The organism is Maritalea porphyrae (assembly GCF_030159895.1).
GTDB lineage: Bacteria > Pseudomonadota > Alphaproteobacteria > Rhizobiales > Devosiaceae > Maritalea > Maritalea porphyrae.
Map to the genome: position 1 here is coordinate 1,902,581 of NZ_BSNI01000002.1, position 23,046 is coordinate 1,925,626.

Annotated in this window: 21 protein-coding genes and 2 tRNA genes; 11 read left to right on the forward strand and 12 right to left on the reverse strand. The window is 49.1% G+C overall.

What is annotated here, in order from left to right:
• Position 1: 1 nt before the first annotated feature.
• Positions 2–1,918 carry a sulfate adenylyltransferase subunit CysN gene (gene cysN / locus QQL65_RS12740; RefSeq protein ID WP_284365143.1) on the forward strand — a complete coding sequence of 639 codons (1,917 nt, stop codon included), beginning with the start codon at positions 2–4 and terminating at the stop codon, positions 1,916–1,918.
• A gap of 143 nt (positions 1,919–2,061) precedes the next feature.
• Here the strand turns inward: cysN and ubiV are convergent, their stop codons facing one another.
• The 7 genes from ubiV to QQL65_RS12775 all read right to left on the reverse strand — a co-directional run bounded on the left by ubiV (position 2,062) and on the right by QQL65_RS12775 (position 9,443).
• Positions 2,062–2,973, reverse strand: coding sequence for a ubiquinone anaerobic biosynthesis protein UbiV (gene ubiV, locus QQL65_RS12745; protein WP_284365145.1), 912 nt, complete (start codon positions 2,971–2,973; stop codon positions 2,062–2,064).
• Between the two features lie 2 nt (positions 2,974–2,975).
• Positions 2,976–3,980, reverse strand: a complete 1,005-nt coding sequence (ubiU, locus tag QQL65_RS12750; protein WP_284365146.1) for a ubiquinone anaerobic biosynthesis protein UbiU — start codon at positions 3,978–3,980, stop codon at positions 2,976–2,978.
• Complete coding sequence (gene ubiT / locus QQL65_RS12755; RefSeq protein WP_284365147.1) at positions 3,977–4,507, reverse strand: ubiquinone anaerobic biosynthesis accessory factor UbiT; 531 nt, start codon at positions 4,505–4,507, stop codon at positions 3,977–3,979. Before ubiT ends, ubiU begins: the two co-directional genes overlap by 4 nt.
• A 98-nt stretch (positions 4,508–4,605) precedes the next feature.
• Complete coding sequence (locus QQL65_RS12760; protein ID WP_284365149.1) at positions 4,606–5,910, reverse strand: NAD(P)/FAD-dependent oxidoreductase; 1,305 nt, start codon at positions 5,908–5,910, stop codon at positions 4,606–4,608.
• A gap of 17 nt (positions 5,911–5,927) precedes the next feature.
• Positions 5,928–7,310: an aspartate aminotransferase family protein gene (locus QQL65_RS12765; RefSeq protein ID WP_431357090.1), complete on the reverse strand. Its 1,383-nt coding sequence runs from the start codon at positions 7,308–7,310 to the stop codon at positions 5,928–5,930.
• A gap of 27 nt (positions 7,311–7,337) precedes the next feature.
• Positions 7,338–8,705, reverse strand: a complete 1,368-nt coding sequence (locus QQL65_RS12770; protein WP_284365154.1) for a glutamine synthetase family protein — start codon at positions 8,703–8,705, stop codon at positions 7,338–7,340.
• Between the two features lie 51 nt (positions 8,706–8,756).
• Positions 8,757–9,443, reverse strand: coding sequence for a GntR family transcriptional regulator (locus tag QQL65_RS12775; RefSeq protein WP_284365156.1), 687 nt, complete (start codon positions 9,441–9,443; stop codon positions 8,757–8,759).
• A 96-nt stretch (positions 9,444–9,539) separates the two neighbouring features.
• Here QQL65_RS12775 and speB point away from each other — a divergent pair, with 96 nt between their 5' ends.
• A complete protein-coding gene (gene speB / locus QQL65_RS12780; protein ID WP_284365157.1) occupies positions 9,540–10,487 on the forward strand; it encodes an agmatinase in 948 nt (315 codons plus the stop codon).
• A 43-nt stretch (positions 10,488–10,530) separates the two neighbouring features.
• Positions 10,531–11,958, forward strand: coding sequence for an aldehyde dehydrogenase family protein (locus tag QQL65_RS12785; protein ID WP_284366286.1), 1,428 nt, complete (start codon positions 10,531–10,533; stop codon positions 11,956–11,958).
• Here QQL65_RS12785 and QQL65_RS12790 read toward each other — a convergent pair.
• Positions 11,955–12,674, reverse strand: coding sequence for a GntR family transcriptional regulator (locus QQL65_RS12790; protein ID WP_284365159.1), 720 nt, complete (start codon positions 12,672–12,674; stop codon positions 11,955–11,957). The genes QQL65_RS12785 and QQL65_RS12790 overlap by 4 nt on opposite strands.
• Positions 12,675–12,799: 125 nt before the next feature.
• Here QQL65_RS12790 and QQL65_RS12795 point away from each other — a divergent pair, with 125 nt between their 5' ends.
• Genes QQL65_RS12795 through QQL65_RS12825 form a run of 7 tightly spaced genes read left to right on the forward strand, consistent with a single transcriptional unit; the run spans position 12,800 to position 20,267 of the window.
• Positions 12,800–14,122 (forward strand): glutamine synthetase family protein, encoded by a 1,323-nt coding sequence (locus tag QQL65_RS12795; protein ID WP_284365160.1) that lies wholly within the window; start codon positions 12,800–12,802, stop codon positions 14,120–14,122.
• Positions 14,122–15,426, forward strand: coding sequence for an NAD(P)/FAD-dependent oxidoreductase (locus QQL65_RS12800; protein ID WP_284365162.1), 1,305 nt, complete (start codon positions 14,122–14,124; stop codon positions 15,424–15,426). The genes QQL65_RS12795 and QQL65_RS12800 overlap by 1 nt, the downstream gene beginning before the upstream one ends.
• A gap of 26 nt (positions 15,427–15,452) precedes the next feature.
• Positions 15,453–16,538, forward strand: coding sequence for a polyamine ABC transporter substrate-binding protein (locus tag QQL65_RS12805; RefSeq protein ID WP_284365163.1), 1,086 nt, complete (start codon positions 15,453–15,455; stop codon positions 16,536–16,538).
• A 59-nt stretch (positions 16,539–16,597) separates the two neighbouring features.
• Positions 16,598–17,740 (forward strand): ABC transporter ATP-binding protein, encoded by a 1,143-nt coding sequence (locus QQL65_RS12810; protein WP_284365164.1) that lies wholly within the window; start codon positions 16,598–16,600, stop codon positions 17,738–17,740.
• Entirely contained in the window at positions 17,737–18,687 is a 951-nt protein-coding gene (locus tag QQL65_RS12815) for an ABC transporter permease subunit (protein WP_284365166.1), read from the forward strand. The genes QQL65_RS12810 and QQL65_RS12815 overlap by 4 nt, the downstream gene beginning before the upstream one ends.
• A 9-nt stretch (positions 18,688–18,696) precedes the next feature.
• Positions 18,697–19,506: an ABC transporter permease subunit gene (locus QQL65_RS12820; RefSeq protein ID WP_284365168.1), complete on the forward strand. Its 810-nt coding sequence runs from the start codon at positions 18,697–18,699 to the stop codon at positions 19,504–19,506.
• Positions 19,507–19,565: 59 nt separating this feature from the next.
• Positions 19,566–20,267, forward strand: a complete 702-nt coding sequence (locus QQL65_RS12825) for an SDR family NAD(P)-dependent oxidoreductase (protein WP_284365170.1) — start codon at positions 19,566–19,568, stop codon at positions 20,265–20,267.
• 23 nt (positions 20,268–20,290) lie between these two features.
• Here QQL65_RS12825 and QQL65_RS12830 read toward each other — a convergent pair.
• From QQL65_RS12830 to QQL65_RS12845, 4 genes are all read right to left on the reverse strand, one after another.
• Positions 20,291–20,366: transfer RNA gene (locus QQL65_RS12830), tRNA-Asn, on the reverse strand.
• Positions 20,367–20,474: 108 nt separating this feature from the next.
• On the reverse strand, positions 20,475–21,083 hold the full coding sequence (locus tag QQL65_RS12835) for a molybdenum cofactor guanylyltransferase (protein ID WP_284365171.1): 609 nt from the start codon (positions 21,081–21,083) through the stop codon (positions 20,475–20,477).
• A gap of 66 nt (positions 21,084–21,149) precedes the next feature.
• On the reverse strand, positions 21,150–21,875 hold the full coding sequence (locus QQL65_RS12840; protein WP_284365172.1) for an alpha/beta fold hydrolase: 726 nt from the start codon (positions 21,873–21,875) through the stop codon (positions 21,150–21,152).
• Between the two features lie 190 nt (positions 21,876–22,065).
• Positions 22,066–22,139, reverse strand: a tRNA-Cys gene (locus tag QQL65_RS12845).
• A 180-nt stretch (positions 22,140–22,319) separates the two neighbouring features.
• Here QQL65_RS12845 and QQL65_RS12850 point away from each other — a divergent pair.
• The gene (locus tag QQL65_RS12850) at positions 22,320–22,970 is read left to right on the forward strand and encodes a protein-L-isoaspartate O-methyltransferase family protein (protein ID WP_284365173.1); all 651 of its coding nucleotides are present in this window, start codon (positions 22,320–22,322) and stop codon (positions 22,968–22,970) included.
• The last annotated feature ends 76 nt before the right edge of the window (positions 22,971–23,046 follow it).

Here is a 23,046-nt window from a genome sequence, read left to right on the forward strand (position 1 = left end):
CATGACTATCCAAGAAAATATCCAGAAAAACAACGCGTTGGACGTAGATAGTTGGCTTGGCCAACAAACCAACAAGAGCTTATTGCGCTTTCTAACATGCGGATCAGTGGATGATGGAAAATCAACGCTGATTGGCCGTTTGCTTTACGATAGCCAGTTGATTTTGGACGACCAACTCGCCGCGCTGCAAAAAGAGAGCCACAACCGGACCACAGGTGATGAAGGTATTGATTTTTCACTTTTGGTAGATGGGCTGACAGCGGAACGCGAGCAGGGCATCACTATTGATGTTGCCTATCGCTTTTTCACCACCAACAAACGCAAATTCATTGTTGCCGATACACCTGGGCACGAACAGTACACCCGCAACATGGCCACAGGCGCTTCGAATGCTGACGTGGCGATTGTTCTTATTGACGCGCGAAAGGGCCTGTTGACCCAGACACGGCGCCATAGCTTCATCTTGTCACTCATTGGTGTGAAGCACGTTGTCGTTGTTGTGAACAAGATCGACCTTGTCGACTACGACAAAGAAACCTTTGACCGTATTGATGCTGAATATCGTGAGTTTGCTGGGCAGCTCGGTTTCAAATCATTGGTGACGATTCCCATCTCAGCGCTCAAGGGCGACAATATTGTCCACAAAAGTGAGGCGATGGATTGGTATCGCGGCCCGCAGCTTGTGCCATATCTTGAAGAGATTGATGTCACAGAAGACAAAACCGACAAACCCTTCCGTTTCCCGGTTCAATGGGTAAACCGCGCCAGCCTTGATTTCCGGGGCTTTTCCGGCACCGTTGCAGGCGGTTCGATTAAGCCAGGTGACGAGGTGCTTGTTGCCGCATCGCGTAAGCCGGCAAAAATATCGCGCATTGTCACCATGGATGGTGATTTGGATGAAGCGATTGCCGGGCAGGCGGTAACGCTTGTGCTAGACCGTGAGATTGATATATCGCGGGGTGATGTTTTGTCCGCACCCGGCACTGTGCCTGAATACTCCAATCAGTTCCAAGCCAAATTGGTCTGGATGAATGAAGAGCGGGCGATGTCGGGTCGATCTTACCTGATCAAGGTAGGCACACAACTGGTGCCTGCAACGATAACGAACATCAAATACAAAACCAACGTCAATAATCTGGAGCAAAGCGCTACTAAGTGCCTAGACCTCAATGAAGTTGGTACGGTGACAATTGCGACCGACAAGCCAATCGCGTTTGATCCATATGCCGAAAACGGTGCCACCGGCGGCTTTATCCTAATTGATCGTTTGTCCAATGCCACATTGGCAGCAGGCACTGTAGAATTTGGCCTACGTCGTGCGCAAAACCTGACTTATCAAGATTTCGACGTAAATCGAAAAACGCGCTCTGAAATGAAGGGGCAAACACCGAAGATCGTCTGGTTTACGGGTTTGTCTGGCTCTGGCAAATCGACGGTTGCAAACTTGCTCGAAAAGCGGATCGCAGCCGAAGGCAAGCACACTTACATCCTTGATGGTGATAATGTGCGCCATGGCCTGAACAAGGATTTAGGCTTTACTGATGAAGACCGCGTGGAGAATATCCGCCGCATCGCAGAAGTTGCGAAATTGATGGCCGACGCGGGATTGATTGTTTTGGTGTCGTTTATCTCGCCGTTTAAAAACGAACGCAAATTGGCGCGTGAAGTTGCAGGCGATATTGAGTTCATCGAAGCCTATGTGAATACGCCGCTGGAGGTGTGCGCTGAACGAGATCCAAAGGGGCTCTATGCTCGGGCGAAAAAAGGTGAAATCAAAAACTTCACCGGCATCGACTCGCCATTCGAGGCGCCAGAAAATGCTGATATTACGCTAAACGCCGCTGAGCGCGATCCAGCGGACTTGGCCAATGAATTGTATGACCTCATGTTTGAGGGTCATCAATACCGTGCGCTCTAGGAAGCGTTTTCAGGAAAAGTGGTTTCCGGTTTTCCGGTTCGAAAATGCGACCAACTAATACTACCCTCTTGGTAGAGATGCACTCCACTAACTTTAGGCGGCCCTCGGGCCGCCTTTTTTTGATCGAATGTGATTATGCCGGTCTAATTACCAACCGCATCGTGCCATTCATAACCCGGCATTTGGTGGTAGAAACCGTTGGAGAAGGGGGCGTCAACACTGTCGTCACGCATCAGTTTTAGCGCTTCGGATGGGCTGAGTTTGCCGTCTAACACATCGCGAAATGCGTCGATGGCCGTAAATGTGCCTTTGGACTGTGGTGAAATGCGGAACTTTTTCACGCCAATTTCCTGCAATTCATCCAGACATTCCACGAGATTCAGCACAGAGTGCGATTGTGTTTGAATGCCGTTGACGGTGAGGAATTTGTCGCCTTCAAGGGTGTCCAGCCGCATGCCATCTGGATCTTCATCACAAACAAAGAGGCATGAATCTTTGGTCCGGTTGTGGGCCCGGGCGTGATAACAGCGCGCAGATAGCGCCAACGACATGCGGCCATAGACCTGCACTTCCAAATCTACATTTAATGGCGCAGCCGTTTTCATCAGCGCCTCGATGCCCGATTTCGGAATTTCTGGGTTTAAGCAAATCGAAGTTGCGCCGCCTTTGGCATAGACCTCTAGCGCTTCTTCATTGTAACAATTCATCAGCGGACCAATATAGTGAGGTCCTTTCTCCATCTGGTACAACGCCGATACGTCGTTGGCTTCGATCAAAAAGCCCTCTGATGTGGCGACCTTTTTCACCTGTCGACGATCAATGTCTGTGGTGACCTCTGACAATGTTGAAAACACAACTGTTTTGCCAGCATCGGTCAGGCGCTCATAGATGTCAGGAATGTACTTGTCATAGAGCGGTGCGCGTTTTGAGCAAATCACTTCGCCCACAAAAACTGTCTCAACAGGGGCTTCATCAGCCACTTTGAAATAGAAATCGCGCCAATCGTCCGCTGCCCAGTTATATTGAACCGGACCAAGCGTAAGCTGTGCAGTCATGATTATCTCCACGTCTTAGATTTGAACGCGCCTTCGGTTTCTTTACCGCCTTCGGTCAACGCAATAAGCTGCGAAATGTCTGGCTCATCGCCTGCCGCATAGGCATCAATCGCTTCGCGGAATGATGAAACCACGGAGCGGATGTATGCGCGCGAGCGTTGACGACCTTCAATTTTCAAGGCTGTTACGCCAGCCTTAATGAGGTCTGGCAGCAAGCGCGTCAGATTGAGACTAATGGGCTCTTCAAAGGCGTAATAGTTCTTTTTGATCGCCGTGTCATATCGACCCTTGCAGATGGTCGGGTACCCGGCTGTTTCGCCACATGAGATGCAATCAATCGCAAACTCGCCAAGGCGGGTTGTCAGGTTTTCGTTTTCGTCTGGTTCATATTCGACATGGCTCGCGGGCGAACAAACGCCATCCATGTTGGTTGAAACACCAGTGACGTAATTGGTGAGCGAACAACGGCCTTCAGCCATCATCCCGATATTGCCAAACACAAACGCTTCAATCTCGCAGTCGATCGCGTCATGTACGCGTTTGATTTCAGCAACGGTGAGAATGCGAGGCAGCACCACGCGCTTCACCCCAAACTGCTCAACATAGTAGTTGATGGCTTCAGGGGAGGAAGCGCCAGCTTGCACAGAAAGGTGCAAACGCTGGTCGGGGTGCTCCCGTGCAACATATTGCGCCATACCAATGTCGGCAATAATCACTGCATCAAGTCCGAGCTCGACAGCATCATCTACCGAGTTCTTCCAAAGGTCTGTGCGACCGGCAGTTGGAAACGAATTAATTGCGGCGAGCACTATCGCGTCCCGATCATGTGCGTATTTTACGCTTTCGGACAGTTCTGCCTTAGTGAAGTTAAGACCAGAAAAGTTGCGGGCGTTGGTTGGGCCTTTAAAACCGCAATAAACTGCGTCCGCACCTGCATCAACCGCTGTGCGCAAACTTGCCGGTGTACCTGCTGGGCAAACCAGCTCAGGTTTTTCAAATTGGGTCATGCCCTTGCCCCTGTGATTCTGTTCGCCAAATTGATGCTTGCGCGCATAGGTTTTGCCAGCGGTCCAAATGCTGTCGCAACGTCATCGGCTAGGGTGGTGTCCATATCGTCTAGCGCATTGCGCAGCAGCAGAATGGCCTCGGTGTCCCCGCTGATCAGAATGTTCCGGTTGAAGAACAGGGCATCGCTATCAGATTTGCTGTCAATCATCTGCAACAGGGTCGAAAACTTACCGCTTACCAATACATCATATTGGATTTCATCATGCCGTGATCGCGCCACCAATGTTGGACTGTTGGGATCTGGCTTCAGCACCAGCAAAAATGGGATGCCTTTTGCGTCGATCAGAAAGGTTTTGAATGCGCCGGTTTCCAAGCGTTCGAACAATTCTGGGTGAATTTTTGCCACATGGCGCACTATTCGACGAAGCACTGGTTGCAACGGGAACAAAGGGAGTGCCCGCGAAATTGGACCAGCTTTCGGATCGCGAAAAATGCGCGGTTGGCCGCGGTGTGTTTTCTTTGTCATAGACAAATCGATACGCCCCTCATAGCGCATCAAACTTGATATAAATCAAGTAAAAATCAATTTGAGTGAATTTTGTAGGCGGTAGAGACGCTTCAGGGCTACAGTTTGTCCCGCAGTGCGTAATAGGTCATCGCCAACACAAGAAGTGGTGTACGCATACTGGCACCGCCTGGGAAACGGTGAGTTGGCACATTCGCAAGTACGTCAAATCGTTCTGCGGTTCCAGCTATGGTATCGGCCATGATTTGACCGGCAAGGGTCGCCATGCCAACGCCGTGGCCAGAATAACCCGATGCTGAGTATATGTTTTTGCCAAGGCGCGCAAAATGAGGCATGCGGTTGATGGTGATGGCAAGTGTGCCACCCCACGCATAGTCAATTTTGGCTCCATCTAACTGCGGAAAAATCTCGAGCATGCACTTGCGCACCAAGCCTTTAATATCGGCCGGGAACTTGTACCCATAGCTCTCGCCGCCGCCAAATAGTAGTCGGTTGTCAGCCGACATTCTGAAATAATTGACGACAAATTTGCTATCAGCGACCGCAAGCTTTTCTTTGAACACCTCTGGGGCCGAAACTGAGCCCAAAGGTTCAGTTGCAATTATGAAGTTATTGATCGGCATGACACGTTTTGCCGTCGGGCCGTTCAAATCGCCCAAATAACCATTGCAGCCCAACACGATGTGTTTTGCGCTGACAGTTCCATCAGCGGTAAAAACCGTGTTCTTAGCCTCATCAATTTTTGTTACGCGACTGTTCTCAAATATCCGCGTGCCGGCTTTTTGCGCCGCTTCGGCCATTCCGATTGCCAACGCGAGTGGGTGCAAATGGGCTGCGCCCATATCCACCGACCCGCCATAATAGGCTGGCGAATCTACAAGCTCACGCAGCTCGGACTGCTCCACGAACCGGATTTGGTTGTAGTTATACTCTTTCTGGAGCTTCTCCACATAGTGACGGCTTTCAGGCACATAACGCTTCCTGTGATCCGCATGGATGATGCCTGGGGTGAGGTCGCACTGAATTTGGTGTTTTTTGACCAAGTCTTTCACCAAATTCTTGGATTGTTCTGCGAACTTCCAAAGCAAATGGGCGTTGTCTCGCCCCACCATTTTTTCTAGCTCATCTTGCTCTACCCGTTGGCCAGAACCTAATTGTCCACCGTTGCGACCAGACGCGCCCCAGCCGACTCGCTGCGCATCTAAAAGGACAACATCATACCCACGTTCTGCGAGGTGTAACGCAGTCGACAAGCCGGTGAAACCACCACCGATAACAACGACGTCAGCAGAAACATCACCCTTTAATGCGGGAAAGGGAGCCAGCTGCTTTGTTGTTGCTGCATAGTAAGACGCGGGATAAGTGCCCGCCACATCATTGGCGGTTAGAACATCCATAGCCATGGCGAGCCTCGTTTCCTTTATAGCATGCCTTCTTGGCGCATTTTGGCGTGGGCTTGATCGAGTACGCGACCAACTTTTTCTGCCAATTCGTCTACTTGAGGCTTTGTCAAAACTAGCGGCGGAGAGATAATGAGGCCATCACGTACTGCTCGCATCACCAAACCATTTTCAATTGCGAAGTCGCGACAAATATTTCCGGCAGTGCCCAATGGTGTTTTGAACGGCGCGCGTGCAGTTTTATCCGGCGTCAGCTCAAGCCCCGCCACCATGCCGCAAATGCGTGCCTCGCCAACCAATGGATGGTTGGCAAGGTCCAACCATTTGTCTTTCAGATATGGCGCAATTTCATTCGAAGCGCGTTCAACGATCTTCTCTTCATCCAAGATTCGTAGGTTTTCAAGCGCGACTGCTGCTGCAACCGGGTGCCCGGAATAGGTGTAGCCATGAGCAAATTCACCACCTTTTTGAGCAAGCACTTCCGCAACATGATCTGAGACCATAGAACCGCCGATTGGCAAATAGCCAGAACTGAGCCCTTTGGCGATTGTCATAATGTCAGGTCGAATATTGAATGTTTGGCTGCCGAACCAATTGCCAGTTCGCCCAAAGCCGCAGATAACCTCGTCAGCAATCAGCAAGATTTCATATTTGTCGCAAATGCGCTGAATCTCTGGCCAATATGTTTCGGGGGGAATGATAACGCCGCCAGCCCCTTGTATTGGTTCACCAATAAAGGCTGCAACTTTGTCTTCGCCCAAGCGTTCAATTTCTGCTTCAAGCTCCTGAGCGCATTTCAAACCAAATTCTTCAGGGGAAAGGTCGCCACCTTCCGCATACCAGTAGGGCTGCGCGATATGCGAAATGTCAGGAATTGGAAGTCCGCCTTGCGCATGCATAAATGCCATGCCGCCCAAACTTGCCGCCGCAACGGTTGAACCATGATAGGCATTGTGGCGTGATATGATCACCTTTTTGCTTGGCTTGCCCAAGGAAGCCCAATAGTGGCGGGCCATGCGAATGTTGGTGTCGTTCGCTTCTGACCCGGAACCTGCATAAAACACATGGTTCAAATCGCCCGGTGCAAGTTCTGCCAATTTTGCGCTCAACTCAATTGCTGGCACGTTTGTCGATTGGAAAAACGAGTTGTAATAGGGCAATTGCATCATCTGGTTTGTTGCAACATCAACCAGCTCTTTGCGTCCATACCCAACATTTACACACCACAATCCGGCCATGCCGTCCAAAAGCTTGTTGCCGTCACTGTCCCAAATGTAGGCTCCATCGGCACGTGTGATCACGCGTGTACCTCTAGCGTTGAGATCGCCCATATCAGAGAACGGGTGGATATGGTGCGCTGCATCAAGCGCCTGCAACTTGTCGGTCGGCAAATGGTTGTGAATGTAATTCATGGGATATCCGATCTTGCTTTAAACGTTGAGCAACAAATGCTCGCGTTCCCACGGGGAAATTTCGCTCAAGAACTCTTCGATTTCTTGGTTTTTGATACCTTCATAGACTTTGCAAAAATCTTCACCGAGAAGATCGCGCAGTGCCTGGTTTTCCTCAAAGCGGGGTAGGGCTTCGCGAATTGATTGCGGAAGTGTGACCCCGTCACGGTATGCATCACCTTTGCGTTGTTCGCGCGGTTTTGCACCTGACTTCATGCCCAAATAACCGCAGGCTAGGCTTGCTGCTATTGCCAAATATGGATTGCAGTCCATGCCAACAATCCGATTTTCCACCCGGCGGGCTTCGGCGTTGGAAATTGGAATGCGAAGACCCGTTGTTCGGTTGTCTTGGGCCCATTCTATATTAGCAGGTGAGGAGTCATCGGCTTTGAAACGACGGTACGAATTCACATAAGGCGCAAATATGGGTACTGCGGAGTCAAGGTTTTCTTGTTGTCCGCCCAAAAAGCCCCAGAAATATTCGCTTTCTGAACCGTCTTCGTTTGAGAAGATGTTCTTGCCTGTCTTGGCGTCTACAATGCTTTGGTGAATATGCATCGCGCTACCTGGCTCATCGCGCATCGGCTTGGCCATAAATGTCGCAAAACAATTATTACGCAACGCGGCTTCGCGAATAGTGCGCTTGAAGTAGAAAACTTCATCGGCGAGTTCAAGCGGGTCGCCATGCTGCAAATTGATTTCAATTTGTCCCGCACCACCTTCTTGAATGATGGTGTCAATTTCTAAGCCCTGTGCTTCAGCAAAGTCATAGATATCGTCAATAACAGCACCGTACTCGTCCACAGCAACCATTGAATAAGCCTGCCGGCCAATGCCTTTGCGGCCCGTACGGCCAATGGGTGGTTCAATAGGTTCGTTCGGGTCGGTATTTGGGCGCGTGAGATAGAACTCCATCTCCGGCGCAACAACTGGCCGCCAACCCTCTGCCTCATAAAAAGACAAAACGCGCTTCAAAACATTGCGCGGAGCGATGGCGATTGGTTCGCCATCGGTGGTTTCCAAATCGTGCACGACTTGCAAAATAATGTCGTCGGTCCACGGGGCAGCACACGCGGTGCTAAGATCGGGTCTTAAAACCATATCGGTTTCAGTCCACTGATCTTTGATGTCCATATCCGCATAGGCACCGGTTACAGTTTGGTAGAAAATCGAAGTCGGTAGGAAAGATCTGCTGCTCTCTGAGAACTTCTTTGCAGGCATTGTCTTGCCGCGTGAAATGCCAACCAAGTCTGGCACGATGCATTCAACTTCTTCAACGCGACGACCATCCAGCCACTCTGATGCATGATCAGGAATGAGGTTCATCCAGTTTGGTTCTTGCGACATAGTTGTTCCTTGTCACCCATTGATTTGGATGCGTTATATAATTTGATCAAATTATGATTTGTCAATCAAATTTGTTGAGTTTTCAGACTGAGGGGTTGTTCGCACAAATGCGGCGCCAGAGGAGACGTCTTCAATTATAGCTGCTTGAAGTGCACGAACATTCTTGGACTCAATTGCGCTGATTGCACGCTTATGCTGATCTTCAAGGTTGCTGGTTCCAACACGACCGCAAACCACGCGCATATATGGTGCCATCTGCAGCCATAGGCTTTCGGCCATCGAAATCATAATGCTGGCGTTCGACGCTCGGTATAGGGCGAAATGAAAGGCGAAATTGCATTTGAGATAGTCGTCGACGCTGCCTTCTTCAATTGCCTTATCCATCTGGTCATCGATTGCCCGAAGCAATTTAACGTCAACATTATCGATTGCACGCTTTGCTAATTCTGGCTCAAGCATCAAGCGAACCGCAAGCAGTTCTTCAATGCGCGTTTCATCCATTTCAGGAACGGAAATTCTACGGTTTCCATGCATCTCCAATGCGCCTTCTGCGACCAATCGGCGAATGGCTTCTCTCACGGGCGTTAGGCTGACTTGGTGTTCATCCGCAATGCCTTGCAACGTCACCGACATTCCGGGGCGAAATTGGCCAAACAAGAGCCCTTCTTTTAGGTCGCGATAAAGTCGCTCATGGGTGGGTACATTTACATCGTCGAGGTCTTGTTGTGGTAAATCCATAATTCACTCAGATCAGGTTTCGATTTTCTCAATATGCTTGACATTTGATCAAAAAGCAATATTTGATCAAATTATATCGAGTGGAGGCAGATCTGTATGACGAATGAGGTGAAAGGCGATCAAGCGATCCGAGGCGGAGCTCTAACAGGACGCGCGCCCGAAATGACTTATGCAGGTGTTTTAAGCTTTCTTCGACGGAAGTACTCAAAGGATGTGTCAGGTGCGCATGTTGTCGTTTCAGGCGTGCCTTATGATGGCTCAGTGAGTAATCGGTCTGGGTGTCGACTTGGTCCACAAGCGATTCGTGCTGCATCCGTTCAGTTGGCCGAACTCAAAGCATTTCCATTTGATTTCGATCCGTTCGATCATTTGGCCGTAGTGGATTTTGGCGACTGCTATTTGACGCCTCAAACCCAGTCTAGCGTTCCAGCTGCAATTGTAGCACATGCGGAAAGTATTATCGCACAAGGCGCCAAAATGCTGACCTTTGGGGGGGATCATTTTGTCACTTACCCGCTTTTGAAAGCGCATGCGGCTAAATACGGGCCTGTTGCATTGGTGCAGTTCGATGCGCACAGCGACACATGGGAAGAGCAGCAAGGGCAACTTGATCACGGTACCATGTTTGCGCGTGGCGTTGATGAGGGCATAATTGATACCGAATACTCAATTCAAATTGGTATCCGCACGCAAAATGACGATCCTCACGGCTTCAAAATTCAAACCGCTCCGTGGATTCACCGCAACGGCGTAGATGCGTCAATTGAGGGAATTCTCAATCGTGTCAAAGACCGGCCCGCCTATATCACTTTTGATATTGATTGCCTTGACCCCGCATTCGCACCTGGCACCGGCACGCCGGTCGCTGGAGGGCTTGCCTCTTGGCAAGCGCTTGAAATCCTGCGCGGCTTGGGTAGTCTCGACCTTATAGGTATGGATGTGGTGGAAGTCGCACCTGCCTATGACCATTCTGAAATCACTGCCATCGCAGCCGCAACAGTTGCGCATGATTGGCTTTGCTTGCTGGCACAGAAAATACGTTGAACCCGCACCACAATTCATTGTTCGAGGAACAAACCAGATGAAAATTATCGAAAAACGAGATTTCTATATTGATGGCAAGTGGGTGGCGCCAGAAATTCCAAGTGAATATGATGTTATCAATCCAGCTACAGAGCAAAAAATCGCCGTGATTTCCATGGGCTCGCAGGCTGATGTCGACAAGGCAGTTGCGGCGGCGAAAAAGGCTTTCGACAGCTTTTCACAAACAAGCAAGCAGGAGCGTCTTGCGCTGTTGAAGCGAATTCTTGAAGTCTACAAAAAGCGAAAAAGTGAAGTTGCCGAAGCGATCAAGTTAGAGCTTGGCGCTCCACACAAACTCGCACATGGCGCGCAGTCAGGCGTTGGGGTGGGGCACCTTGAAGGCTTCATTGAAGCGCTCGAAAAGTTTGATTTTGAAGAAAGAACAGCGAATGGCGACTTGATTTTCAAGGAACCAATCGGCGTATGCGGGCTAATTACGCCTTGGAATTGGCCAATCAACCAGATTGCGCTCAAAGTTCTACCCGCTATTGCAACTGGTTGTACGGTCGTTTTGAAGCCTAGCGAGATCACGCCGCTTAATGCAATTCTTTATGCTGAAATATTAGACGAAGCCGGCGTGCCTGCTGGTGTGTTCAATTTGGTAAATGGTGACGGCCCAAACGTTGGGGCGGCTCTCTCTCGTCATCCAGATGTAGCGATGATGTCATTTACAGGCTCAACACGCGCAGGAATTGCTGTATCAAAAGATGCTGCCGATAATGTGAAAAAAGTGACGCTCGAACTTGGTGGCAAATCGCCAAATATCATATTTGACGAAGAGGGTGCTTTAGATGTCGTGAAGCGTGAAACGCGCCGTGTTTTTTCAAATTCTGGGCAAAGTTGCAATGCACGAACGCGCATGTTGGTTGAGCGATCCATATACGATGATGCCATGCGAGTGGCGGCTGAAGCTGCAAAAGGTCAACCTGTTGGGGATCCTGACGAAGAAGGGTTTCACATTGGGCCACTTGTAAGCGCGCTTCAATTCGAGCGGGTCCAAGCGCTCATCCAGGCAGGAATCGATGAAGGCGCAACTCTTCTTGCTGGGGGAATTGGTCGTCCTGAAGGGTTGGAAACCGGATACTTTGTAAAGCCAACTGTTTTTGGCAATGTAAACAACAATATGCGTATTGCCAGAGAAGAAGTTTTTGGTCCGGTGGTTGCGCTCATTCCATTTGATACCGAAGAAGAAGCTATCGCAATTGCCAATGACACCGAGTATGGTTTGGCTGCAGCGGTGCAGACCAATGATGCAGAAAAAGCAATGCGGATTGCCCGAAAACTGCGTGCGGGCATGGTGCATATCAATAATTCAGACATTGGTTATGGTACGCCATTCGGCGGCTACAAAATGTCAGGCACCGGTCGCGAAGGCGGTCAATACGGGTTGGAAGATTTCCTTGAAATTAAAGCCGTTTCCGTTCCGAGCTAGCTTTCGCTCAATATTGTGGCGACGGCGTCGCCGCCCAGTTGGCCAACGCCGTCCCTCACATCAGCCTCGATTGCTGCGCGCAACAATTCTGGATCGCGCGCACGCAATGCTGAAACTGCCTCTTTGTGCCTATCAATTTTATAAAAATCGCCCATTTCTCGCAGCGCAATTCGTAAAAACGGTCCGAGTTGTAGCCAAACGCTTTCCACCATGGGCATGGTTACGTTGTCAGGGTTGGCAGAATAAATCATGCGATGGAACAATTGATTGTGGCGTATCTGTGTGTCGCGGTCGCCATCAAGAACAGCTTGATCAACGCGGGCATCGATTTCTTCGAGTTCGTCAATCAATTTGTCAGCAATGAAAGGAAGGGCGCGAACCGCAGCAAAACTCTCCAATTCGACACGCGTTTCAATTAATTCTTCCAATCGTGCTGGCGTCATAGTTGGAACAACAATTCGTCGGTTCGGAAGGAGTTCAAGTCCATTTTCAGACGACAGACGCCTTAGCGCCTCACGAACGGGAGTGGGACTTGTTTCAAGCAATTCCGCCAGGCCACGAATGGTTACCGACATGCCCGGACGGAAGCGACCAAGCATGATTGCATCACGCAAAAGGGCGTAAATATGCTCTTGTGTGGTCACGCCATCGGGACGTTTTGTGCGCTCCATCATCAGTTGGGTGCGATCCGCCGGATTTGCTAGGTTTTTTATCATGGTTGAGGGCAATATCAGCTCTATAAATGATTGACAATTTTTCTCTTAGTGATAGATTTTCTAAAAATGATATCACATTTTTCTGGACAAGTTCAATCTTACTGGAAATGCATAGGGAAATAGGCGTGGATCAGGCCATTAATTTTGAGAGTTTAATCGTTGGGTTGTGCGATATTAATGGTCAACTTCGCGGTAAGCGTGTGCCAGCAAGCTCTGCTACGAAGATACTTGAATCCGGTATGCGGATGCCGCTTTCGACCTGCTCGGTAGATATTTGGGGTAACGATATTGCCGGTAGTCCGCTCGTGCTTGATTCAGGTGACCAAGACGCAGATTGTTTACCAACGTCGCGTGGCATTGTTCCAATCGATTGGTTGGAAAAGCCGACCGGATTCATTCCCATTTCAATGTTCGAAGAAGATGGTACGCCATTTTTGGGGGACCCGCGCAATGCGCTTTGGTCTGTGTTGGAAGAGTACAAAAAAGTCGGGCTGACGCCAGTCGTTGCAAGTGAGTTGGAATTCTATTTGGTTGATCGCGACCACATGCGTCCAACTCCGCCACACGCGCCAGAAGTCGGTTTGAGTTTCGCCCATAATGATGTGTTGTCATTAGATGCGGTGGCGGCAAATTCTGCCTTCATCGACGATCTTTACGCATCGTGCGAAAAACAGGATATCCCAGCTGATGCTGTTACTTCCGAAGGCGGCGCCGGGCAGTTCGAAGTCAACCTCAATCATCAACCTGATGCGTTGAAAGCCGCAGATGATGCCTTCTATTTCAAAAGGACTGTCAATGGCTTAGCCCAAAAACATGGCATGGCCGCAACATTTATGGCTAAGCCATATTTGGACAAAGCGGGGAATGGCTTCCATATCCACTTCTCCGTTCTGGATGAAGAAGGCAACAACATATTTGATGATGGTTCCGAGGAGGGGAGTGAGACACTGCGTCATGCGATTGCCGGACTTTTGAAAGCTATGGAGCAATCTGCGCTTATCTTTGCGCCACACTACAACTCCTATCGGCGTTTTGAAGAAAGCTCGCACGCGCCCACCGCAATATCTTGGGGATATGAGAATAGAACGGCTGCCATTCGTGTGCCTGGTGGACCGCCACAAGCCAAGCGAATTGAGCATCGGGTGTCGGGCGGCGACATAAATCCGTATTTGGTAATTGCAGTAGTTTTAGGTGCGGCGTTGCACGGCATTAGAAACAAGTTGGACGCGGGCACGCCGATTGTCGGAAATGCCTACGAACAAGCCTCGGATCGTATTCCGACCACTTGGCAGCGTGCGGTAGACGCGTTCAAAAATGGGGAGATGCTCCAAGAGATATTCGACCCTGATTTTGTTGACATAATTGCGCGTTGCAAACAGCAGGAAATCGATTTGTTCTTTGAGCAGATTACAGACCGAGAATATGCAACATATCTGGAGACGGTGTGATGGACTTTTCGCATTCTACAAGCGGTTTAGAACACACAAGTTCTTATTATGCCGCTTCCGCAAATCCTTCGCCCGAACGCCCTGCGCTGCAAGGTGAGGTTTTTGCTGATGTATGTGTTGTGGGTGCAGGATATTCTGGATTGTCTACGGCGTTGCATCTGCTTGAACGTGGCTATGATGTGGCAATCCTAGAATCGGCAAAGGTTGGTTGGGGAGCCTCTGGCCGAAACGGCGGTCAGATCGTAAACGGGCTAAATGCTAGCCTTGAGACGATTCAAAAACGATATGGTGATGATTTTACCCAGTTCGTCGGCGGTTTGGTCACAGAGGGCGGCAAAATCATTCGCGATCGTATCGCCAAATATGACATTCAATGCGACTTGAAAGAGAAAAACGTATTTGCTGCTTTCACTGAAAAGCAAATGCGTGAACTTGAAGCAAAGAAGCAGCTTTGGTCCAAGTTCGGAATGAACGATCACGAAATGCTCGATAAGGAGCAAATCAAGAACCACGTGAATACAGACGCCTATTTGGGCGGCATGGTTGATCATTCGGGTGGACATATGCATCCGCTAAACCTGGCACTTGGTGAAGCTGCAGCAATTGAAAAACTCGGTGGCAAAATCTTCGAGAACTCTCGTGTAACAACCACAGAGAAAACAGATACGGGGCACATAGTTCGTACGGCGAACGGTCAATTGCGCTGCAAGACACTAGTCTTTTGTGGAAATGCTTATTTGGGCGATGCGTCTAAGCCGTTGAAATCCCGAGTGATGCCGGTATCAACTCAAATTCTTGCGACCGAGCCACTTAGCGATGAAGTTGCGCATCGTCTGTTGCCAACTGACACATGTATTGAAGATGTCAGGTACATTTTGGACTACTATAGGCTTTCGGCAGACAAAAGATTGTTGTTTGGCGGCGGCACTGTATATGGCGGCACCGATCCTGCCGATATCGTAGGCAAACTGCGGCCAAATATGCTCAAAATTTTCCCAGAGCTTTCGCAAACGAAGATTGATTACGCGTGGAGCGGCAACTTTGCGCTGTCATTTAGCCGCGTGCCGCAACTGGGGAGATTAAACGATACAACCTATTTCGCCCATGGCTATTCCGGTCATGGCGTTACCGGCTCGCATTTGTTTGGCCGGATACTAGCAGAGGCAATCGATGGTGATTTGTCTCGATTTGATGTGTTTTCAAGCGTACCATGGATACCATTTCCGGGAGGAAGGCTCCTTCGGGTGCCATATTCGACGATTGGATCTTGGTACTACGCCTTGAAGGACAAACTGGGACTTTGAAACGTTCTGATAAAGGGAGAAGTCGGATGAAGAACAAGTTGATAGCTGTGCCATTGATGGCGCTAGCGACCACGGTAGCGGCACAGGCTGAAACGCTGAACGTCTATAACTGGTCGGACTACATTGCAGAAGATACGATCGCCAAATTCACAGAGGCGACTGGCATTGATGTGAACTACGACGTTTATGATAGCAACGAAGTGCTTGAAGCCAAAATGTTGGCGGGTAGCTCTGGCTATGACGTTGTTGTACCAACGTCAGACTTTTTGCAGCGCCAAATCATGGCCGGCGTTTACCAAAAACTTGATTTCGCCAAGTTGCCAAACCTGAAGAACATGGACCAAGACTTGATGGCAGGTGCCGCAGGTTACGATCCTGGCAACGAACATTCAGTGATCTACATGTGGGGCACCACTGGCATCGGATACAATGTCGGCAAGGTTCAAGAGTTGTTGGGCGACGACGCCCCAACAGATAGTTGGGCACTTTTGTTTGATCCGCAATACTCCTCAAAGCTTGCTGAGTGTGGAATTAGCGTTCTTGATGCGCCGACAGAATTGCTGCCTGCCGCAATGAACTATCTGGGGCTCGATCCGCAGTCGACGGAAAAGGCAGATTTCGAAAAAGGTGCGGAATTGTTGATGACTATTCGCCCGAATATTCGTTACTTCCATTCCTCACAATATATCTCTGACCTAGCGAACGGCGATATCTGTGTATCTGTTGGCTGGTCAGGCGATGTGTTCCAAGCGCAGGCTCGCGCAGATGAAGCGGATAATGGCGTCGAGATCGCATATGTGATCCCGAAAGAAGGCGCATTGCAGTGGTTTGACATGATGGCGATTCCTGTGGACGCGCCAAATCCTGACGCAGCGCACAAATTCATCAACTTTGTGATGGATGCACAGATCACTGCGGATATTACCAACTATGTTTGGTATGCGAACGGCAACGCTGCTTCAATGCCGTTGGTTGATGAAGAAATCACCAGCGATCCGGGCATTTTCCCAACTGAAGAAGCTAAGAAAAACCTATGGAGCTCAAAGGTCTATGGTCAAAAAACCGACCGTGTGATCACAGGGCTTTGGACCAAAATCAAAACTGGCAAATAATATAGATCAGGGAGGCATTTGCCTCCCTGCATTTTTTTAGATTGTGTGTGGGGGGAACCATGTCAGCGCAAACTCAACTTGCAGCAGATGAGAAACCGTGGCGACGAGCAGGGGAAAAGCCCTTTATCCGTATCAATCGGTTGACCAAAAAGTTTGGAGAATTTGTTGCGGTCGATGATGTTAGCCTTGATGTCTATCAAAGCGAATTATTCTGTCTGCTTGGCGGCTCTGGAAGTGGTAAGTCAACACTTTTGCGCATGTTGGCAGGATTTGAGACACCAACTTCAGGCACAATTGAAATTGATGGCCAAGACATGGCCAATATTCCGTCGCACGACCGACCAACCAATATGATGTTTCAATCCTATGCGCTCTTCCCGCATATGAGCGTTGAGCAGAACATCGCTTACGGCTTGAAACGTGATGGTGTCGCAAGTTCTGAAGTTTCGGACCGAGTTGCCGACATGCTTTCGCTCGTTCAAATGAGCGACTTTGGCAAACGAAAGCCAGATCAGCTTTCAGGTGGCCAAAGACAACGGGTGGCGCTCGCAAGGTCGTTGATAAAACGACCAAAGCTTTTGCTGCTGGATGAACCGTTGGGTGCGCTAGATAAAAAACTGCGTGAAGAAACACAGTTTGAATTGATCAAAATTCAGGAAAGCCTCGGGATCACGTTCATTGTGGTGACCCACGATCAAGAAGAAGCGATGACGCTCGCAACCCGCATCGGTGTAATGAACTATGGTGAGATCGTTCAAGTAGGCGAACCACCCGAGATATACGAATACCCAACCAGTCGCTTCGTGGCGGATTTTATCGGCTCCGTGAACATGTTTGAAGGTCGCGTGAAAGAGGACGATAAAGATTATGTTCGCATCGCGTCTGACGAAGCCGGTACTGACATTCATGTCGGGCACGGTGTGAGCTGTGCACCAGATCAAAAACTTTGGTTTGCAATTCGGCCAGAAAAGCTGGAACTCCGACGAAAACGTCCAGATGGCGACTTCAACATTCTCAAAGGCATGGTCGAGGATGTGGCATATATGGGAAACCTCAGCGTTTTCCGGATCAAATTAGATAGCGGCAAAATCGTAAAGGCGACCCAATCAAACCGTGTCCGTCGTGACGATGAAGCTATATCATGGGATGAAGAGGTTTACCTGACCTGGGACGAAACGGCAGGGGTGGTATTACAATCATGACCGAAGCCGTTGTGAATTCTAAACCCTTCCAATGGACTGCAAAATTTTTGGCAAAGTTTGGGCTTAGCGGGCGCGGACTCGTTATCGCTGTGCCGACGCTTTGGTTGCTTGTTTTCTTCCTTATTCCGTTCATTGTTGTATTAAAGATTTCGTTTGCCGAGGCAATGATTGCCCGGCCGCCGTATTCCAAACTCATTGAACCAACGGACAGTGGTTTTGCGATCAATTTTAGTTTCTTAAGCTATCAATATCTCGTTGAGGACGGGTTGTACCTAGCTGCATACGGCTCCTCTTTGCGCATTGCCTTCTTTTCGACCCTGTTTGCGTTGCTCATTGGGTATCCGATGGCCTACTTTATTGCGCGATCGAGCGGTCAGTGGCGCAATATCTTGTTGATGCTCGTGATCATGCCATTTTGGACATCGTTTCTGCTGCGGGTATATGCGTGGATCGGTATCCTGAAAGGTAATGGTTATATCAATAATCTGCTGCTCAGCCTTGGGATCATAAATGAGCCCTTAGTGATGATGCAGACTGATTTTGCTGTTTATGTTGGCATCGTTTACACCTATCTCCCGTTTATGATATTGCCGCTTTACGCAAATCTGGTGAAGCTGGACGGTTCTTTGCTCGAGGCATCCAGTGATCTTGGTGCCAAACCGATAATGACGTTCCTCACAATCACGCTGCCTTTGTCGCTGCCTGGAATTCTGGCCGGGTGCATGTTGGTGTTCATTCCTGTTGTTGGAGAGTTTGTGATTCCAGCACTCTTGGGTGGCCCTGATACAAATATGATAGGTCGTGTTTTGTGGGATGAATTCTTTAGGAACAGAGACTGGCCGACGGCTTCGGCGGTTGCAATAATCATGCTCTTGGTTTTGGTGTTGCCAATTATGCTGCTGCAAAAGGCGCAGGATGGCCAAAACCAAGACAAGTCAGGCATTTAGGAGCGGAAAATGAATAACAAGTTTCGGTTCTTGCCAATTGCGACTTTCCTTGGGTTTGCCTTTTTATATGTCCCAATTATCGTGTTGGTCGTCTTTAGTTTCAACAAATCCAAATTGGTAACGGTTTGGGGCGGATTTTCAGCTCACTGGTACGGTGAGTTGTTGCAGGACCCCCAAATCCTTGGCGCAGCGTGGATCAGCCTGCAGATTGCATTCATTAGCGCATCGCTTGCGCTTGTGCTTGGCACGCTTGCGGCATTCGTTCTCACTCGAATTGGCCGGTTTTGGTTTAAACCATTGCTCAGTGGAATGACAGCAGCGCCCTTGGTGATGCCCGAAGTCATAACTGGGTTATCGTTGCTTCTATTGTTCGTGGCTATGGAAGCAATGTTTGGATGGCCAGCGGGTAGGGGTTTTACGACCATTGTCATCGCTCACACGACTTTTTGCTTAGCCTATGTCGCAGTTGTGGTTCAATCACGCCTGAGCGATATGGATGAATCAATCGAAGAGGCCGCGCGTGATCTAGGTGCAAAACCGGTCCGCGTCTTCTTTGACATCACACTGCCAACGATCGCACCTGCGTTGATGTCCGGTTGGCTCCTATCGTTCACTTTATCGCTCGACGACTTGGTGATCGCAAGTTTTGTGTCGGGGCCAGGTGCCTCAACACTGCCGATGGTCATTTTCTCCAAAGTCCGACTGGGCGTTAGTCCGGAAATTAACGCGTTGGCGAGTTTGATGATTGGTGTCGTCGCGCTTGGGGTGGCCATTGCAGCGTGGCAGTTGTTGAAATCGCCTCAAAAATCTAAGGCTTAGATGTTAGAGTTTTGATCCGAGTCGCTCGAATTTCTGTATCCCCACAAAAGGGAACTACAATGAATGGATTCGAGAAGAACTTTCACGCGTTGGTTGTTGGGGCAAATGGGGGTATTGGGACTGCCATTTGCGACCAGCTAAGTGAGATGGAAAATTGCATCAGCGTCGTCAACCTGGATCGCAGGGCCTATCCTGAGTTTGATCTTCGAGATGAACAATCCATTGCCAAGGTCACCGATGGTTTTAGGGCAAAGGGAATGCTCTTCGACTTGGTATTTGACGCGACGGGTGCGCTAGAGATAGAGGGCGAGCGACCAGAGAAGTCGATTAGAGAACTTGATCCACTTACAATGGCAGCACATTTCTCAATAAACGCCATTGGTCCGGCATTGCTTATTAAGCACCTAAGCCAAATTCAGCCTAGAAGTGGCAGAACAATCTTCGCAACGCTTGGCGCGCGTGTTGGATCAATTGAGGATAATCAGCTCGGTGGTTGGATTAGCTACCGTGCGGCAAAAGCTGCGCAAAACCAGATCATAAAAACAGCAGCAATCGAATTGTCGCGACAAAATCCAAGCAGCATTTGCGTTTCACTCCATCCTGGAACTGTGGACACCAAGTTAACGCGCAAATATGCAACCAGTTACAGGAAGTTATCACCTAGCGAAGCCGCCGAAAAACTACTTCGTGTTCTTGGAGAGTTGTCGCCCGAAGAAAGTGGATTTCAATATGACTATGCAGGCATCAAACTGCCAAGCTAGATAACGATTTATTTGAAGAAGTGTGGCTCCCCGAGCAAGACTCGAACTTGCGACAAAGCGGTTAACAGCCGCTTGCTCTACCAACTGAGCTATCGGGGATCACCAAACGTTCCTGATGATCAGGTGAGACGGGGTTTACCTGTTTTGCACCGCCTTGCCAAGACCCTTTTTGAGATTTTATTGAATTTTTTCGCAAAAAATATCGAATTAGCTGACGCGGGTGTCAAAACTAATTAAGTCGCTAATTTTGTTGGCATTCTTGAATGGGTTTGCAGTCGATGAATCTGCAAAATCCAAGTAAGCTACATTCAACTTGTCAAGATAAGCGCGGATTGAGTTGTTTGCTGCATCTTTGCGAGTTGACGCAATATTTGTGGCTGCACCCAGGCGCCAGAGACTGCATGTGGGATAGACATGCTCATTGAACTTTGCCACCACAACATCTTGTCCACTTATCCGCTCCCGCGCCATTTCGACGAAGTTCGCTGGAAAGTGAGGAGTGTCCACAGGTGCGATGAGCAAAAGATCGGTAGCATCCGATGCCCCAATTGATTTTGCCCATCTATATCCAGCATCAATGCCACCCAGTGGACCAATCTGCGGATCGAATTGGTCAAAAAGAAGTGGTAAATCGGTACGGAGGCTTCTTTCTTGAGACTGAACACTGCCCGAGATCGCAACTTTGTCTAGTTGTGGTTCTACAGTGTCTAGCAGTCTCGTAAGCAGTGTTTTTGAACCAATGCGTAGCGTTGATTTGTTTACGCTGCCTAGTCGACGGCCAGTTCCACCAGCGAGAATCACACCAAATACGGTCATTTGCTTAGTCCAATTATGTACACAGCAGCTGTATAAAGGTGTGGGACCAGCGTTTCCAGCGGTTAATTACGCTGCAACCACCGCAATTTGTTCGTTCAATAGAATTCTATTGAAAGCCGCTGGCGAATCTAGATTCACCAAGTGCCCCGTATTTGGAATTTTGTGCAGTCGTGCATTTGGAAGAGTTGATGCAAATATTTCAGCTTGTTTTTGTGTGCGCTCAAAAAACTCGCCAACGACGATATCTGTCTGCGGAAAAATCCTTTTAAGGTTCTTGCGTCCATCCCATTCAAGCGCTGCAAGCATAGTGTCTCTAGCCAAAGGCGGCTCTTCATTGTGCAAAAGTGCGCTTTCCATGCAAATACTTGCTTCAAATGAATGCTGTCCATGCAGGTTTATCAAATGTTTCGAAAGGTTTGACCACGGCATGGTTTTTACGAACATTTTGGCAAGCGGGAGTGTGGTTGCATCAAGCAGGCTGTCAGTTGCACAGTAGTTCGTTTCGACCAAAATTAGGCGCTCAATAAGCTCAGGTCTCTTGTGTGCGACAATTTGCGCCAGAATGCCACCAAACGAGTGCGCACATAGGGTCACCGGTCTGCCGATATTTGAGACATAATCCAATACGTCTTGCGACCATGTTTCAATCAGGTTTTCGCGGGTAATCCCAGATTTGTGGGCGGAATATTCAAACGCAGTAACTGTGTTTTGTGGCGACATAGCACGCATCTGCAAACCAAACTGATCTGCACTCAGCAGTGTTCCGGGTAGAAAAACGATATGCTGGCTCAATGAATTACCCCAACAGAAATTTGAAAAACACATAAACATAATATAGGCGCAAATACTCGCGTAGTTAGTTTATTCTACGTCGCCAAGGTTTGTAAAGAACGCCGGCACAAGCCCTGTGTACAGTTGCGGCGTGGAGCAAACTGAAAACCAGCTGGGATCAAGTGTGGAAGGGTATCAAAGTAAGGAGATATGGAGGCCACGCCCGGAATCGAACCGGGGTACACGGATTTGCAATCCGCTGCGTCACCACTCCGCCACGTGGCCTCATAAGGATGCGTTGCTATACCAAAGCCAATTTGGATTCAAGCAAATGTTGTCGACTAATTTTGCAATCTTATGTTCATCCATATTGAATTGACGTTTTTTCGGTTTTGGATCGCTTGCATATCGGGCAATACGGCGATATTGAGGACGACAAGGATGCAACTCCAAAAGGAAATTAAGATGGATTTCGCTCGCGCCCGCACCGCCATGGTTGATAGCCAAGTTCGACCAAACGCTGTTACTGATTTTGACATCATCAGAATCATGGGCTCGGTCCCGCGAGAGAATTTCGTTCCAGCGGATCTTCGTGAGCTTTCCTATTTAGATCAGCATTTGCCGCTTTCTGACAGCCGAAGAATGTTGTCGCCAATGCGATTGGCGCAGCTCATCCAACTCGCTGACATCAAGAGCAGCGACATCGTGTTGGATGTTGCGTGTGGCACCGGTTACGCAGCTGCAGTTATTGCTGGACTGGCAGGATCTGTTGTTGCCATCGATGACCAAGACGAATTAGTTGAAGCGGCAACTGAGGCGCTTGCAGATCTGGACATTGGAAATGTGGCTGTACTCTCAGCGGATTTGACGCAAGGGGTGGCAAAAGAAGCGCCTTTTGATGTGATTTTCATCGAGGGTGTCGTAGAGACGATGTCAGACGACCTAAAATCGCAATTAGCTGAAGGCGGTCGAATTGTTTGCGTCGAACCAGTCGATGGTGTGGATGTTGCCGTAGTTTACACAAAGAATGACGGTGATCTCGCTCGACGCGAAGCATTCAATGCTACAGTACCTAAATTAAGCGAGTTTTCGCGTGCCCCTGAGTTTAGTTTATAGAAAATTTACCGTACGGACTTGAATATACCATTGCTTGATCCAAATTGAGGTAGGTGTTGCGTCTACGCTACATGAC

What these genes read in the sequence shown, in the direction of transcription:
- QQL65_RS12810 (WP_284365164.1), top strand. Translation starts at nt 16,598, where the DNA reads ATGTCAGCGCAAACTCAACTTGCAGCAGATGAGAAACCGTGGCGACGA.
- cysN (WP_284365143.1), top strand. Translation starts at nt 2, where the DNA reads ATGACTATCCAAGAAAATATCCAGAAAAACAACGCGTTGGACGTAGAT.
- QQL65_RS12815 (WP_284365166.1), top strand. Translation starts at nt 17,737, where the DNA reads ATGACCGAAGCCGTTGTGAATTCTAAACCCTTCCAATGGACTGCAAAA.
- ubiV (WP_284365145.1), bottom strand. Translation starts at nt 2,973, where the DNA reads ATGACTGCACAGCTTACGCTTGGTCCGGTTCAATATAACTGGGCAGCG.
- QQL65_RS12820 (WP_284365168.1), top strand. Translation starts at nt 18,697, where the DNA reads ATGAATAACAAGTTTCGGTTCTTGCCAATTGCGACTTTCCTTGGGTTT.
- QQL65_RS12775 (WP_284365156.1), bottom strand. Translation starts at nt 9,443, where the DNA reads ATGGATTTACCACAACAAGACCTCGACGATGTAAATGTACCCACCCAT.
- QQL65_RS12770 (WP_284365154.1), bottom strand. Translation starts at nt 8,705, where the DNA reads ATGTCGCAAGAACCAAACTGGATGAACCTCATTCCTGATCATGCATCA.
- QQL65_RS12850 (WP_284365173.1), top strand. Translation starts at nt 22,320, where the DNA reads ATGGATTTCGCTCGCGCCCGCACCGCCATGGTTGATAGCCAAGTTCGA.
- speB (WP_284365157.1), top strand. Translation starts at nt 9,540, where the DNA reads ATGACGAATGAGGTGAAAGGCGATCAAGCGATCCGAGGCGGAGCTCTA.
- QQL65_RS12800 (WP_284365162.1), top strand. Translation starts at nt 14,122, where the DNA reads ATGGACTTTTCGCATTCTACAAGCGGTTTAGAACACACAAGTTCTTAT.
- QQL65_RS12805 (WP_284365163.1), top strand. Translation starts at nt 15,453, where the DNA reads ATGAAGAACAAGTTGATAGCTGTGCCATTGATGGCGCTAGCGACCACG.
- QQL65_RS12825 (WP_284365170.1), top strand. Translation starts at nt 19,566, where the DNA reads ATGAATGGATTCGAGAAGAACTTTCACGCGTTGGTTGTTGGGGCAAAT.
- QQL65_RS12835 (WP_284365171.1), bottom strand. Translation starts at nt 21,083, where the DNA reads ATGACCGTATTTGGTGTGATTCTCGCTGGTGGAACTGGCCGTCGACTA.
- QQL65_RS12760 (WP_284365149.1), bottom strand. Translation starts at nt 5,910, where the DNA reads ATGGCTATGGATGTTCTAACCGCCAATGATGTGGCGGGCACTTATCCC.
- ubiT (WP_284365147.1), bottom strand. Translation starts at nt 4,507, where the DNA reads ATGACAAAGAAAACACACCGCGGCCAACCGCGCATTTTTCGCGATCCG.
- QQL65_RS12790 (WP_284365159.1), bottom strand. Translation starts at nt 12,674, where the DNA reads ATGATAAAAAACCTAGCAAATCCGGCGGATCGCACCCAACTGATGATG.
- ubiU (WP_284365146.1), bottom strand. Translation starts at nt 3,980, where the DNA reads ATGACCCAATTTGAAAAACCTGAGCTGGTTTGCCCAGCAGGTACACCG.